The organism is Aquimarina macrocephali (assembly GCF_051627225.1).
Taxonomy (GTDB): Bacteria; Bacteroidota; Bacteroidia; order Flavobacteriales; family Flavobacteriaceae; genus Aquimarina; species Aquimarina macrocephali.
Window position 1 is genome coordinate 198994 of record NZ_CP151795.1, and the last position, 15459, is coordinate 214452.

The 15459-nt window shown below is 32.2% G+C and carries 13 protein-coding genes; 4 read left to right on the plus strand and 9 right to left on the minus strand.

Annotated features, from left to right (window positions below; genetic code table 11):
* Positions 1-69: 69 nt before the first annotated feature.
* Entirely contained in the window at positions 70-942 is an 873-nt protein-coding gene (locus AAFU52_RS00860; protein ID WP_438424751.1) for a hypothetical protein, read from the minus strand.
* A 574-nt stretch (positions 943-1516) separates the two neighbouring features.
* Between AAFU52_RS00860 and AAFU52_RS00865 the strand changes: the two genes are divergently transcribed.
* Positions 1517-5419 carry a M43 family zinc metalloprotease gene (locus AAFU52_RS00865; protein WP_438424752.1) on the plus strand — a complete coding sequence of 1301 codons (3903 nt, stop codon included), beginning with the start codon at positions 1517-1519 and terminating at the stop codon, positions 5417-5419.
* Between the two features lie 135 nt (positions 5420-5554).
* Here the strand turns inward: AAFU52_RS00865 and AAFU52_RS00870 are convergent, their stop codons facing one another.
* Together AAFU52_RS00870 and AAFU52_RS00875 are read right to left on the minus strand one after the other, a co-directional pair.
* Complete coding sequence (locus AAFU52_RS00870) at positions 5555-5950, minus strand: hypothetical protein (RefSeq protein ID WP_438424755.1); 396 nt, start codon at positions 5948-5950, stop codon at positions 5555-5557.
* A complete protein-coding gene (locus AAFU52_RS00875) occupies positions 5934-6521 on the minus strand; it encodes an RNA polymerase sigma factor (protein ID WP_024772189.1) in 588 nt (195 codons plus the stop codon). The genes AAFU52_RS00870 and AAFU52_RS00875 overlap by 17 nt, the downstream gene beginning before the upstream one ends.
* Positions 6522-6672: 151 nt before the next feature.
* Between AAFU52_RS00875 and AAFU52_RS00880 the strand changes: the two genes are divergently transcribed.
* Positions 6673-7020, plus strand: a complete 348-nt coding sequence (locus tag AAFU52_RS00880) for a DUF6249 domain-containing protein (protein ID WP_024772188.1) — start codon at positions 6673-6675, stop codon at positions 7018-7020.
* Between the two features lie 313 nt (positions 7021-7333).
* On the opposite strand, the gene AAFU52_RS00885 is transcribed toward AAFU52_RS00880, so the two are convergent.
* The 4 genes from AAFU52_RS00885 to AAFU52_RS00900 all read right to left on the minus strand — a co-directional run bounded on the left by AAFU52_RS00885 (position 7334) and on the right by AAFU52_RS00900 (position 10903).
* Complete coding sequence (locus tag AAFU52_RS00885; RefSeq protein ID WP_152538643.1) at positions 7334-7975, minus strand: hypothetical protein; 642 nt, start codon at positions 7973-7975, stop codon at positions 7334-7336.
* A 505-nt stretch (positions 7976-8480) separates the two neighbouring features.
* Positions 8481-9833 (minus strand): hypothetical protein, encoded by a 1353-nt coding sequence (locus tag AAFU52_RS00890; RefSeq protein WP_024772186.1) that lies wholly within the window; start codon positions 9831-9833, stop codon positions 8481-8483.
* Positions 9817-10428, minus strand: a complete 612-nt coding sequence (locus AAFU52_RS00895; RefSeq protein WP_438424760.1) for a hypothetical protein — start codon at positions 10426-10428, stop codon at positions 9817-9819. Before AAFU52_RS00895 ends, AAFU52_RS00890 begins: the two co-directional genes overlap by 17 nt.
* The gene (locus AAFU52_RS00900) at positions 10412-10903 is read right to left on the minus strand and encodes an RNA polymerase sigma factor (protein WP_051473846.1); all 492 of its coding nucleotides are present in this window, start codon (positions 10901-10903) and stop codon (positions 10412-10414) included. The genes AAFU52_RS00895 and AAFU52_RS00900 overlap by 17 nt, the downstream gene beginning before the upstream one ends.
* 371 nt (positions 10904-11274) lie before the next feature.
* Here AAFU52_RS00900 and AAFU52_RS00905 point away from each other — a divergent pair, with 371 nt between their 5' ends.
* On the plus strand, positions 11275-11829 hold the full coding sequence (locus AAFU52_RS00905; RefSeq protein WP_438424762.1) for a DUF2911 domain-containing protein: 555 nt from the start codon (positions 11275-11277) through the stop codon (positions 11827-11829).
* 131 nt (positions 11830-11960) lie between these two features.
* Entirely contained in the window at positions 11961-13019 is a 1059-nt protein-coding gene (gene meaB / locus AAFU52_RS00910) for a methylmalonyl Co-A mutase-associated GTPase MeaB (protein WP_024772182.1), read from the plus strand.
* A gap of 12 nt (positions 13020-13031) precedes the next feature.
* On the opposite strand, the gene AAFU52_RS00915 is transcribed toward meaB, so the two are convergent.
* Complete coding sequence (locus tag AAFU52_RS00915; RefSeq protein ID WP_084050532.1) at positions 13032-14300, minus strand: acyloxyacyl hydrolase; 1269 nt, start codon at positions 14298-14300, stop codon at positions 13032-13034.
* Positions 14301-14573: 273 nt separating this feature from the next.
* Positions 14574-15443: a hypothetical protein gene (locus AAFU52_RS00920; RefSeq protein WP_438424764.1), complete on the minus strand. Its 870-nt coding sequence runs from the start codon at positions 15441-15443 to the stop codon at positions 14574-14576.
* Positions 15444-15459 lie beyond the last annotated feature (16 nt).

Below are 15459 nucleotides of genomic sequence, written 5' to 3' on the forward strand. Positions count from 1 at the left end.
AACTTCCGGCTTTTGTATTTATAATTTTTATTTCACTTCATATTCATCATAGAGCTACTTACTCTCATTTTATATTTTTACTTTCTCATACAAATATGTTATATCATTGAATAATCGAGTAAGTTCATTACTCATTTTATAGATTTCCTCATCCGTAAATTTTTGATTATTCAATTTATCTCTATTTTTTTTGATCATATTCCATTGAGAAAAAGTCAACCCTATTTTTTCATCAATTTCAGGAGTATTAAACTTACAAATCAAAAATTTATTAATTGCTCCATCCAATTCATGAAAAGCGTTATTAAGCATTTGATAAGAGTTTTTATTTTTCAATTCCATTTGATTCGCATAATAATAAAATGCCAATCGTTGTGAAAGCATTCGTTGTCTTCCTGATATATTTATGATTCCTTCTAATTCTAATCTGTCTTCGACTAAATAAGACTCATTTATATCATCTTTAATGCTTTGAAAAGAGTTTTTAGACTCTATAATAATAGAAGACACCACTGCATCTGCAGCTTTAAGGAGATCTGTATTTGTTTCTATTACTTTTTTTGCATTATCATAACTCGGTTGAGTTTCAATGAGTATTTTAAATTCTTTCCATATTTCATTAACTCTAGTTAACTTTTCAATAGTTCCCTTAAATTGGGTGTTCTGTAAAAGAACTCGGTTTTGTTCTTCAAAAATAATCTTACTCGATAATAAATCTCTCTTCACTTTCACATCATTAGCATTCTTAAGTAAATATAAATATGCTTTAGACATTTTTTGAGTAAGCATACGTTGCTTACCCGAAACATTAATAGCGTTGTTAAATGACAATGATCCATATTTATCATTTAGTTGTGCATGAAGGCTCAATGAACTGGTATACACTAATCCTATCACAAATAAAATTAATATTGATCTGGGGGCTTTTGTTTTGTTTTTCATCGGTATTGGCTTTAAGGTTTTGTTATTTAGTTTACAATTCTCAAACAAATTATAAGAAGTAAATTTTATCTTCATTTTTTTGGGGTTTTCTTATTGATTTACGGCGCAAAAATATTTCAGACTATGTTCCAGAAATATGATTTTTATCAGTACATAAATACTTCTAAATAGATATACAAGCGTCAAATCAACTGTAAAACAGCAATAATTTTGAGTTTTATTTTTGTTCAAAATGCAATTTTATATTTCCATGAAACCCTTTTTAAGAGTATCTAACTACAAGTAGAGTGAAAAATGGTTTTTATATCTATCAAAGTGAATTTATATTACAAATATTAATGCAAAACTATTTCTCTTAGATAGAGGCTAAATAGCATGTATTTATACACCGCCCACCCTCCTTTAATCACTTAATTATCTCAAAGAAATTAAAGAGTATACACCTATAAGAATATTGATTACCCATAAAATAAGTGTTCGGGTTTCTATAAAATACTGGTAGGGTGGCACTTATATTCTCATTCCTATTACCATACTTTTAACACCATAACTAATTAATAAATATAAATTAATCATGAAAACACAAACTCATTTTAAAAGAAACTACCTAAGCATAAGGCATTTGGTCTTATGGTTTTTATTATTCTCCTGTTGGCTAACTAATGCTCAAAACACTGAGCCCAACATATGTAAAATGGAAGAACAAATGCAAAAACTGTATCAGGCAGATCCTTTTGCAAAAACAGAAATTAAGGCGTTAAGACAAAGTGCTGTTAGAATGAAAAGCAATCAAAACCCAAAATCGTATGTAATACCAGTTGTATTTCATGTATTTGGCACCGAGTTTAATAGCGGATCTACTGTTACCAAAACTATTATTGAAGACGCTTTACAAAAAACCAATGAAGATTTTCAAGGGCTTAATGCAGATTACAGCACTATTGATGCTCCTTTCGATGCTATCAAACAACCTCTGGATGTGACATTTAAACTTGCACAACTTGATCCTAATGGTAATCCCACAACAGGAGTTATATTCTATGATGAAGCTTCAGGAATGGGGAACTATAACTCTCCTGTAGTAGCCAAAGTTGCCTGGGATAATTACAAATACTGCAATATATACATCACCAGAGATTTATACGATGACGGAGATTTCTATAATTCAGGAGTAGCATGGTATCCTAATACCACCATGTCTGCTGCCAATATTGCTCGAGTAGTATACAACGGAAGTTATTTAGGAAATAATACTAATGAGAATTTCAGATCAGTACTAACTCACGAATTCGGGCACTACTTTGATCTACCTCATACCTTTGATAAAGGAGTATGTAATAATGATCCTAATGATGGAGATGGTGTTGCAGATACTCCTTCTCACAAAAAAAATTCTTCAAAAACCAATTGTACCGTTCTAAAAAATTGTCTGAATCAGGAAATCAATAGTGAGAATTTCATGGATTATACAGATTGTTATAAAATGTTTACACAAGGGCAAGTTACCCGAATGGTTAATGCTATTGATAATTCATCTACCAGAAATACATTGTGGACAAACACCAATCTAACTGCTACCGGTTTGGCTTCTGATTTGGGTGCTCGTATCGCTACCTCTGGAGCAATATTTGAGGAACGTTATCTAAATGATGGCCTTATAGAAAGTACTATTGATATTACTTGTGAGGACTGTACTTTTACAAAAAACTCTGGAGATATGGTGCTTAATACCGATTATACCGTAACCAATCTACCTGCTGGTTTAACCCCCAGAATTGTAATAAACAGTGCTACTTCTGCAACCATACATCTGGATAATACTGCTTCTAGTCATAATCTTGCCAATTCTGTAGCTAATCTTTCTTTTACTTTCCTTAACCCGATAGTAACTGGTGGAGTAACACAACTATATAAAAATAGCATAGATAATCTGAAAGTAGACTTTAACGATGTATATACAGAATACTGTAATGTAAATATATCATATGCTGTATATGCACACATCACTAATATTGAATTTGATGGTAGAACAAATCCATCAGGATATAATGGAGTTTCCAATTACACAAAAAGTCTTATATACCCAGCTAAACAAGGAAAAACCTATCCTTTAACAATTACAACCAACAAAGGTAATGGTGGTGCTGGTGATAATTTAAGAATTCAAGGATGGTTTGACTGGAATAATAATTTTATCTATGAGGATAATGAACTAATAATCTCCCATGCATACGCCAACAGTAGTGTTGATGCCAATGGCGATTACAAATACACTACCAATATTACTATCCCTGCAGATGCTGTTTTAGGGAACACAGCTTTTAGAATTCTGGCACACTATGTACAAAATAACGATGGTGATACAGCATGTAGCAGTATTGACAGTGGTGAATCTGAAGATTATGGACTAAATATCCTAGATCAAAATGCTACTTTTTCTATGGAATTTTCGGGAGCTCCTACCACAGTTAATTTCTCACAAGGTGTAGCATTCTCTGATCTTACTGTAACCGATAATGGGGATTCTATTACTTCCTGGTTATGGACATTTGAAGGAGGGCAACCTGCTACTTCTACAGATAAGAGTCCTTCTAATATCATATTTCCCGAAGGAGGAACTTATGATGTAACTCTAAAAGTGACAACAGCCAATGGAATAAATAAAACGCTTACTAAAACGGATTACATAACTTCAGCATTAAACTACTGCGATAGCGAGCCAAAATTCGGAGGTTATTTCAATGTAAATCACGTTACTTTAGCTACAATAGATCACGCCCCTCTTAAAAGTAGAGCTGGTGATTACTATGACACCGTATTTACTACTTTAGAAACTGGAAAAACTTACCCTATTACCATTAAAACAGAGCGTGGTAATGGTGGAACTAGTGATGTAAATAGAGTACGCGTATGGGCAGATTGGAATTTTGACAGTATGTTTTCAGATAATGAACTAGTGTTCACCCAAGTCGTAAACCATGCAGATTATACCAATGATGAGTATTCTTTTACAGCCAATATTACTGTACCAAACAATGCTGCAATAGGTAAAAAAGTAGGATTAAGGGTAATTGGTCACTTTGTAGATGGTACAGATGGAGATTCTGCTTGCGGTTCATATGATAGTGGAAATACGGCTGATTATGGAATTATAGTTTCTGAAGCAATATCAACTTGTAATGATGGGATCCAGAATGGGGATGAAACAGGGGTAGACTGTGGAGGATCGTGTACACCATGTAGTACGCCAACCGCATGCGATTCTAATGGAAAAAGTGTATCAGACGAATATATCGGTAGAGTGCAGTTAGGAACAATTGATAATACATCTACCGGTTCTACTGGAGGGTATGGAGATTACACTTCTGTTTCTACTACATTATCTAAAGGGTCTCCTAATACTATTACTATTACTCCAACTTGGTCAGGAACAGTATACTCAGAAGGGTATAGTGTATGGATTGATTATAATCAAGATGGGGATTTTGCTGATGCAGACGAGCAGGTATGGAGTAAAGCACCTTCAAAAGATACCCCAGTAAGTGGTAGTTTTACTGTTCCGTCTGGTGCCATAAATGGAAACACCAGAATCAGAGTATCTATGAAATACAATGGTATCCCAACGGCATGCGAATCTTTTAGCTACGGAGAGGTAGAAGACTACACAGTAACCATAGGAACAGGAGGATCTAATCCTACCTGTACAGATGGTATTCAGAACGGAGATGAAACAGGAGTAGATTGTAGTGGATCGTGTACCCCTTGTGCTACTAACGATGGAGTTATCTATGTAAATAATGAAGATATCGCTGTAAACTCATCAAGTACCTGGAATTTCTTCAGAATAGAAGTAGGAGACGATAATGGGTTTGGTGCATGGTTTTCTAGCAATTCGGTACGACTAGTAACTTATAATAAAGATGTAGTATGCGAAGGTAGTAGCAGAAATGTAACCATGATTGGTGAAGGAGTACAAGTAGGAGCTTCTAGTAATTTTGTTGCAGAATCTAATAGTTATGTAGTAAGCTCTTCTTCATATACGAGTTGGAATGGTAAATCAGGCTACATAGGATTTACTTTTAAAATTAGCGGCAATACACATTATGGATGGTTTTATGCTACTGTAGCAAATGATGGGTTATCGTATACTATATTGGATTATGCATATAACACTAATGCAGGTCAAGGACTTACAACTAAAAGGCCAGCAGCAGCAGGTCCAGAAAAAGCAGAGAATTTGGTTAAGGTATACCCTAATTCATTTACCGAGGCTACAAATATTGACCTGACAAAATTAGGTAAAGAAAGGTTTACTATGAGTGTATACGATCTTTTAGGAAGACGTATTTACCATAAAAACTATGACAGAAATCCTGGAGTACTTCCTTTTGGAGGAGCAATAACCGAAAAAGGAAATTATTTTGTAAAAATAACATCAAAAGGAATTTCAGAGATACACACAATTGTAAAAAAATAACCCAATAAACTTAGTTGGTTTTATAGACTACCTAAAAAATGTATATAGAGTATCCCCTACTTTAATTCATTGTTTAGGTAGTTTTTTTGTGTCTTTTAAATTTTTATTTTTCGAGAGTCAAAACTTACTAAACAATTATAAAGAAAATCGTCTATCAATCCTTCGTTTTAAAATAGTTATTTGTATAAGAAACAGAAGGGCAAGAAATAAAATACCGTATATCGTAGTTTTATGAAATGTAAAGTCGGAAAATGGATTTTTGATACTTATCTTATTAAAAAAAGAAAAATCAATAGAACTTAAAATCGATTCTTTACTATCTGATAAAAACGGTGTGGCACATAGCAATACAGCAGTAACTACTGCAATAACAAACCAAACTTTCTTAGAAATTAAAGGTTTGTATGCCGACGACATCTCAACAGTTGAAAGCTCAACTCGCTCCATAACATTCTTTAAAAAATCTACTGAAGGAGTCTCTAATCCAGCTTCTTTGACTAAATGTTTAATGTCTTTATATTGCTCTTCCATTTTTACTACTAATTTCTGGAGAAATGTGATGCTTTAATATCGAATATAGTTTTTTTCTACTACGATATAATTTTATTTTCACATTATCTGCTGTTAAATTTACAATTTCTACAATTTCTTTTACACTTTTTTCCTCAAAATAGTATAGTGTAATAATCGCGGCTTCGTCTTCAGGAAGTCTCATTATACTATCTGATATAATTTTTTTTCTTTCTTTTACCTGCAAATAGTTCAATGCATCGCCAACCAGCTCCATTTCTCCTTCGCTTATCTCTTCTATAAGCTCAGAAGTTATCATTCTTTTACTTGCTTTTATTGCATCTAAACTTTTTCTATACGCAATAGTGTATAACCAGGTAGAAAACTTAGCATCACCCCTATAGTTACTTAAGGATTTATATGCTTTTATAAAAGAATCCTGAGCAACTTCTTCTGCCTGTTCCTTATTCTTAATCATACGATACACTACTGTATACACTAAACCCTGGTAACGCGCTACCAGAACCGAAAAAGCATTTACCTGCCCTTCTAGCACTTGATTAATATAATATTGATCTGATTGATGGTTCATTTTCTCATAGGACGACACTTTATAATCATCGGTTACATAATTTCTATTAAAAAGTACAAAATATTTTTTTTACCTTTTTTGTAACCACTTCGAATTACTCTTCGTCTTAATTAGAAAACGAACAGTATTAATCTTTTAAACTAAAAACATGATGGGATCAGAAGTAATTATAATGCCCGCAATCTTAGGAGTATTTTTTGGAATTATTTATTTATTTATTTCGGCTAGAAATAAAGAACGTATGGCTCTTATAGAAAAAGGAGCAGATGCTTCTATATTTTATAGCAGCAAAGAAAAAAGAGTTACTCCAGTATGGAAAGTACTTATTCTAAATTTATCTTTATTACTAATGGGTATTGGAATCGGAATTTTCATAGCTGGTATCCTACATTTATCTATAGGTGTAGATGAAGATATTGCGTATCCAGGTACAATCTTCTTAATGGCCGGAGTTGGTTTATTTACTGGCTTTACTATGACGAAGAATCTGGACAAATAAACAAAAGCATTACTTAACAAAAAAATATCCTGATGTTGATCCATCAGGATATTTTTTTGTACTGTTTTTATTCACTCTATAGATAATAAAAGGTTTGATAAAAGAATCTTATTCATAATTCAAAGAGGCTATAATCAAATTTAAGTACGTTATCTATTGACATCAAAGGTATATGATCATCAATTTAACAAAACACTATAAGAACTTCTTAAATCTCTCCATAGCAATTCCAAAATTTTACATCCATTAAATAAACTGCATAAAAAAAGCCTTCCAAGTTTGGAAGGCTTTTATATAGTATTAAAAAATTTTATTACATATCTGCTACAAGATCGTCGTTATCTATAAATTTTTCAACAACAACAGATTCTCCTTTGTTGTTCTCCAAAACATAAACCCCAACTGGTAATTGACTAAGGTCTACAAAATTTGTTGTTTTTGATAAAATATGTACTGTATTTTTTACTTCAAATAATTTGATTTTATCTCCTTCTTCAAAACCAACCACAGTTACAAAATCTCCATCTCTAGTTATTTCTAAAAGATTTGTCTCTGCATTTTCATAGTAGTGAATAAATTCTTGCTCTACATCAATCTCTGCAGGTACATATGCTCTTTTGCTATCATTTTCTAAAACAAAATCTGTCTCTACATTCTCTATTGCTCCTGTAATATTAATAGCTTCTTCTAAACGTTCTATAACAACAGACTCTCCTTCACTATTTTCTAATAGGTAAGCCCCCATAGGTAATTGACTAAGGTCAATCTCCCCATGAGTTTTTGATAAAACATGATCTCCACTTTCTACTTCGAATAATTTAATCTTATCCCCTTCCTGAAAATCTACAACTACCACAACAAGGCCTTCCATTTCTACTTCTAGAATTTGGTCCAAGTCATTTGCATAACTACTCAAGAATAAAAATAAGCTAAAAAAACACGCTATTGATTTCATCTTTATAAACTTTATAGTGGGGGTTGTTATTATTTTATTACGGTTTTACCATACAATGATATTACTTAATTATAGTTAAACAAATTAAAAACCAGACTTTTAGATCAAATGTTTTCGATATTCGATAAATGACACAAAAAATGTTAAATTAAGCTTTAATTAACGTTAACTAATTGATTGTCAATATTTTATTTTTCGAGTATTGTTAAAAAATCAGATAAAGAGCAAAAATCAACAGATTAAAAGACTTATTCTGTAATATACTTACGCTTTTCCCCTAATCAAATAGAAAGAAAATATGGTATGTTAAGTTAAAGTTGATCTAATATGAACTTAAAAATCTAACCAATTACTTAGTAGTACTATTTTTAAATTCATTTCTATTTTAGGGCAAAGACCTGAATGTGTTTGAATTAAAATCTAGGGTTATACAACTAAAAAAGCCCTACCAGTCTAAACCGATAGAGCTTTTCTATAATTAACACTACATTACTATGAAAAAACTTTATTTATTATTTAATACAACTTTGCTATACTTAGCATTAATTGTAATCATTTTGTCTGTACTACGTGTATTTTGGAATCCATTAACAAACACATTACCAAAATTCTTTCTTGTATTTATTTCCAAAGTTTTAGGCAAAGAAATTATACTTTGAGCTCCACTGTACGATAAGTTAAATGCTGTTTCGGGTAAATTTAATTTAAAATCACTGTTTTGAACTGCCAGATCCAGAGTAGAAAAAGATTCTCCGAGATTAGCTATAGTAATTACTCCAAAACTTCCTGAGATTGCTCCATTTTCGTCAAGTTGTTGAATAAAAACATTACTAGAATCAGCATTAACAAGAAGGTTTTTAGCATTTTGTATTCTACAATTCTTTACATAATTAATCATTAATCTACCATCGTTCCATTGTCGAACAAAAACAGGAGAATAAGAAGCTTTAATAAACGTTTGTTTACCATCTATAACATTAGCAGAGAGCTTAGTATGAGATAGAGAAGCTTTAATATTATTAGCTTTTTCTGCTAATTGCACATCTCCATGACGAATATTAAGTCTTAATTTGGCATCTTTAGGAATACGTACCTTAATAATTTTACTTGTGCTATTAGTATTAATTCTACTAGTGCTATACCTGTAGACTGTAACATTAGCCGTTCCGGTTTGCTGTTTACCAATATCTTGTATTAATTGAGATGCCCATGCATCCATTTGTTTTTCATATTGTGCTCCCCAGGTTTCTAATTTTATCTTGTTTTTAGGGTCAGCTTCAAATTGTTTAGCCCATTTTTGTTTTTGTTCATCAATAAATTTTTCACGTATTTGGCTCTCCCATTGCTTAATATATTTTTCATCATTTTCTTTATTGGCTGTTCCGTTCTTAAAATTAACGTTAGCTTGATTTTGAGAAAGAGTACTTGGCATAGGGTTTTTAGCTATGTTTTCCATAAGAGGCCCTAACATATCAGTAATCATAGGGCTTAACATCCTTAATTCCTGTAAGTTCTTTCTATCCATTGTAATACTGGAAGCAGTGACCTTTCTACTCCATAAATTTCCAGCAGTAGAATTAATAGTTACTTTCTGGCTATCTCCTAATACATCCACCTGCCAACTATCAAGGATGTGCTTACTGTTTTCATCAGAAAGATTACCCTCTAAGTAAGCTTCTACCTCGATTGTGTTTTTATTCCAAGTTTCAAAAACAATATTAGTATGACTCGTATTAAGAACGACAGTAACATCTTTATTTACTGCGAGCTTTTCATTTAATTTATCTTGTCTATCTTGTGCAAATAAGCCTGCACAGCACAATAAACCAAGAGTCGCTACATTAAGCCTGTACTTCATTGTAATTTTCGTTTTCAATTCGCTCTAATTCTTTTAGTTTGTCTTTTAGTCTATTTAAAAGAGATAATCTTATTGTCAAATTCTCCATCATAGCCTCTACACTTTGAACATTGGGTCCAACCTCTATTAATTCTTTATTAAGTTTTTGGTATTCTTTATCAAGATTATCCAATCTGGACATAAAACTTTCTACCAATTCTCTATTAGTATCATCGATTGTAATCTGTGATAATTGAAATTTTATACTGGTAAGTATACTATTTTCTACTTCTTGATACTCGGGAGATATTTCTGCCAAAGGGGAAGATTGTTTTGCTAATATTACAGAGGAATTTTTTACAGGAGCAGTATCTAAATCTACTATATCAGGTCCTTCGGCACCACTACTCCCAAGTTGATTATACGTAAGTAAAGAAACCGAAAAAATAACAACAATACTAGCAGCAATATTAAGCCATTTATAATCAAACCTTCTGATCTTTTTAGGCAGTTCATTCTCCATTCTAGACATAAACCTTTGTTGATGCCCTTTTCTTATTTGCTCAACAGGAATCTGTTTATCCTGCTTTAATAGTTCTCTAATATCCTGTGCCATGTCTCAAATGTTTTAATTCTTCCTGTAGCTGCTTTTTTCCCCTATGTACCAATGTTCTTGAAGAAACCGGTGTAATATCCAGTACTTCACTAATTTCATTATGATCATACCCTTCTATCAAAAATAGCATGACGGCATATTTATATTTTTCTGGTAATTTTTCGATTGCTTTTTTCACCTCATCTACAGTAACAGAATCTGACACTGACCAATCGTTCTGTTCTTCTACACTAGTCATAACCTGTTCATTAATCGCAACCATATTCATTTTCTTAGCTTTTAGCATATCTATGCTCTTATTTATAACAATTCGTTTAAGCCAAGCACCAAAAGTAACATCTCCTGTAAATTGATGAAGTCGCGTAAAAGCTTTGATGAAAGATTCCTGCATAGCTTCCTCCGCCTCAAATGGATCTTTAAGAAAACGCAACGCTACATAATACATACCATCACAGTATTTATTATAGAGTTTCATCTGCGCTCTACGATCGTTAATCCTACATTGTTCTATTAGCTCGCTTTGTAACAAACTTTCTTAACTTTATATGGTTAGTGATTATTATTTAAAACTGTTTTAAATCGTACTCATCTATATAGACGAAAACATATATTCTATGTTGCAAAATTATGCATAAAAATCATATCACCCCAACAATATACTGTATATCAAACAATTAATAAAAATAATATATACTCATGATTTCTGTATCCCATTCGTATTTGTAGTATAAATGGTATAAATAGTACTCTTCTATCTAATTAACTACTATAACTTTCTATTTTTTATGAATATTTAAACATAGACATAAGTTGTAAAAGAGGTATATTTAGGATTAAAAAAACGTTATGCCAAAACTTTTAAAACGAGCAATACTTATTTTATTAGGATTAGTATTGATTGGATTTGCAGGAATGTATTTCATGAAGCAAAGTACCAAAAAACATAGTCCTGAAGAAATCGTTACTCATACAGCAAAAGATGCTACTTTCACTGTTTTTTACAACAGACCATACAAAAAGGATAGAGAAATTTTTGGTAATCTGGTTCCATATAATGAAGTATGGAGAACAGGAGCCAATGAAGCCACTACATTTACAACAGATAAAGACCTTCTGGTTGATGGCACTGTACTTAAAGCAGGAACCTATACACTATGGACCATACCAAATCCCAAATCTTGGAAAGTAATTTTTAATAGTAAAGAATATGATTGGGGAGTACATATGGATGGTACTGCAAAACGAGATGTTTCATACGACGTGCTCACTGTAGAAGTGCCTGTACAACCCTTATTAAATGTAATAGAACAATTTTCTATCTATTTTGAAAATGCAAATGATTTTACCATATTATATCTTGCATGGGATAGAACTGCGATTGCGGTTCCTATTAAAATATAAATGCATTCTGTTTTGATAAGTTTGTACCAATATAAGATTCATAATACAGTATAAACTTAAAATTACAGAAGGTCTATTTATTAATTATAAGTTTCCAAAAGGAATTTATAACTTTGCCATAAAGTCATTCTGTGTCTAAAGATTCTACCAAACATACTAAAGCCCCTTCTAGCACGAGTAGTCAAGCAATTGATCGATTTAAAAAATTACAGCAAAAAGAAGTTGTAATTGACCCTATTTTTAAGGCAATCATTGCTCAAGACACCGCTGCTTTAAGTAAAGGAATTACATTAATTGAAAGCACCCAGCAAAACCATATTGAAAAAGCACAAGATCTTATCGAGATGTGTCTTCCTTATGCCAATAATTCTATAAGAATTGGTATAACAGGAGTCCCTGGAGTAGGTAAAAGCACCTTTATTGAAGCTTTGGGTAATTTGTTATTACAAAAAGGGAAAAAAGTTGCAGTTTTAGCAGTAGACCCTAGTAGTACAATTTCACATGGCAGTATACTAGGTGATAAAACCAGAATGGAATCTTTGGTAAGATCCTCTATGGCTTTCATACGTCCTTCTCCATCTGGAAACTCACTGGGAGGAGTAGCTCAAAAAACACGAGAGTCTATTATTCTTTGTGAAGCTGCAGGGTATGATGTTATCATTATTGAAACTGTAGGTGTAGGACAAAGTGAAACTGCTGTGCATAGTATGGTAGATTTCTTTTTATTACTAAAATTGGCAGGTGCAGGAGACGAATTACAAGGTATCAAACGTGGTATTATAGAGATGGCAGATGCTCTTGTAATTAATAAGGCCGATGGTGATAACCTGATACGTGCCCGTAAAGCTAAAAATCAATTTAGAAAAGCACTTCACTTATACCCTCTTACACAAAACAGCTGGTCTCCAGAAGTACTAACCTGTAGTGCTATAGAAGGTACTGGTATTGATGATATTTGGAAAATGATCCTAAAATACCTGAAAATTACTTCTGAAAATGGATTTTTTGAAAAAAACAGAATCCAACAAAATAAGTTCTGGCTACTACAAACTATTGAAGAACAATTAAAAAACTCTTTTTATAACAATCCCAAAGTTAAAGCTGCTTTAGATTCAAAAATTGAAGCCGTGCAACAACACAAAATGACACCCTTTGCTGCTGCTAGGTATTTGTTAGGTTTAAATAAGTAGCAAAAAAATGTACTAGTTTGAATACTCTTTTTTTCTTTCTTTCAAATCAAAACGGTATACATATCCTAAACTAAGTTCAGAAAAATCAGCCTGGCCTAAATTTGCATTAATATTTGCTCCAAAAAAAATATTGTTTTTGGGTGAGGTATGTGTATTAAACAAATAGTATTTCACTCCTAACCTACTAGAAATCGTTCGTTTTATTTCATAATACCAATCCAACTCTCCCAAAACATATTGATCCCCACGTGTTTCTCCCTGACTCAGCTGCCATTCAATTTTATAAAATGGTTTATATATATTAAGTCCAAGTTCAAATTCTACACCAATATGTCCTATAAAAACTTCTGTACTAGAAAAAAAACCATAATTACTTGCGTATGCAACAGGTTTTTCTTTAAAAAAAGGAACTTGCTCCTGTATTAGCATTTCATCATTTTTGATATAATCATAATAGTGTTCATAGAACCTACCATAAAAACCAACTCCAATCTTAAAAATCTTGTTAACAACTTTACCCATGGATAATGCAACAGAATACACTTCTTTTTTATCGTTAAATTCTTCAGAGAGTACATTTTGACCTATGCCACTGCGAAATGAAAAATAGTTCTGTGAGGATTTGACTCGTTCTTTTCTTAACGCTGTTACATCTTCCTCAAGAATAGTTTGAGGTTCTCCAAAAGATGAAGAAGCACTTACCAAAAAAGAGTTAAGTCCCTGGTTAGGTAATCTTGTGTGTCCGTTAGAATAATGGCCATATCCAAGTCCTAAACGCCATTGCGTTGATTTACTTATTAAAACATCATAATACAAAAAAGTTTTGTATGACCAATTAAGACTTGTTGTTACCGCCTTATTAAAAGGGTTTGTTTCTGGGTCATACTTTGCATCAATATAGGATGCGCCAAACCCCATATTAAGATGCCACCTATTTGTTTTTTTTTGAAACAATCCAATTTCAACAAAAGGCATTACAATATAGGCTTTACCTACTTTTTCAATATTTCCGAAATCGGTAATTCCTAATGCAAGTCCGGTTTTTGGATATCCCAGTCTAGAGCTCCATTGTGCATCTACCTTTTTGTTGTAACTTCCTATACTAACAAAAATAGATTTAAGCATTTTAGTTTTAGGAAAACCAGTATTAGGTTCTGTCGTTTTTCCAAATATTACTTCTGGCGAAATAAAAAATGAATTTTTGTTTTCATTATCCAATGTTTGCCCCTTTAATTGTGTTCCAATAAGAAATAGGAGCAGATAATATTCTGTTTTCCTCATTTACATCTTTTTTTAAGTATTTGGAATGATTTCCCCTTCATCCCCATGATGCAAAATAGGGTTTTTAAAATAAAAGAACACAATCTATATAAATACTGGAAACATAATAATTAAATCTATATATGTTTGTATTTGGCCAGAACAACTACATAATCATTACATTTAATACCAAATAGAGCTTTATGATCAGTTTTTCGTTTTGTTAACCCATTATAAGAATCTAAACAAATTTCCATCATCACTTAAAGAAGATAAGAGTTTTTCAATTCAATTTTATCTTGCTACGTACCAACTATTTACTTCTACTTCTAATTGTTTATCTGTCGGATATTTTTCTTGCACCTGTGATGTAAAATAAGAGACTTCTGCTATTGAAGGTGCTAGTTTAGAAAATTTTTGACGAACATCATATACCGAATTAACCTCGAAAGCTTCATCTACAAATAATGTTTTTACGTGCCTTGCTTGAAGTACTCTTCTATAAAGTGATTCATAAAAAGATTTATCATATTCAAGGTCTTCGTTTAATTGTTTCTTCATTCCCAACTTTTTACCCACCTCACATATTTCACGATATAATGCCATAAGTACATGAGGCTGAGCATCTGCTTTCTCCATTTCATGATTAGGATTCTCTGTGGTCTTTACTCGCTTACTTATTATTAATTTTCTAAGTTCATCAGAAGGCACAGGTAGTATAAATTGAGTATTATCACTTGATAATATAGGCTCTAGTTCATCTTCTATCTTTTTCCCTAATTCTATTAACCTATTCCCTACCAAAGGAGCTTCAAGGATTAATATTTCATTATCATTTTTATGTAATTGATACCAATCATAAACCGCTTTTCTAGACCATAATCCACAAGATTTCCGGATACCTGCATGAGTAACTCCATTGATTTCAGGATAAATTTTCAACACCTCTTCTGTTTCAAAACCTTGGCGAGCATCATCCCATTGCAATATAGAGATCTTTCTATTCTTCTGTAATGCCATATAGGCAAATTGCTGTACATATAAGCTTTTCCCAACTCCAGGTAATCCTGCAAAACATACAATTTTAGCTTTTGAAGCAACTGTATCCAGTATCGAATATAATTCTCCTTTTTTGGGTAAAACAATATATGATGAGTAATCCATAGTAGAGTTTGTTTAA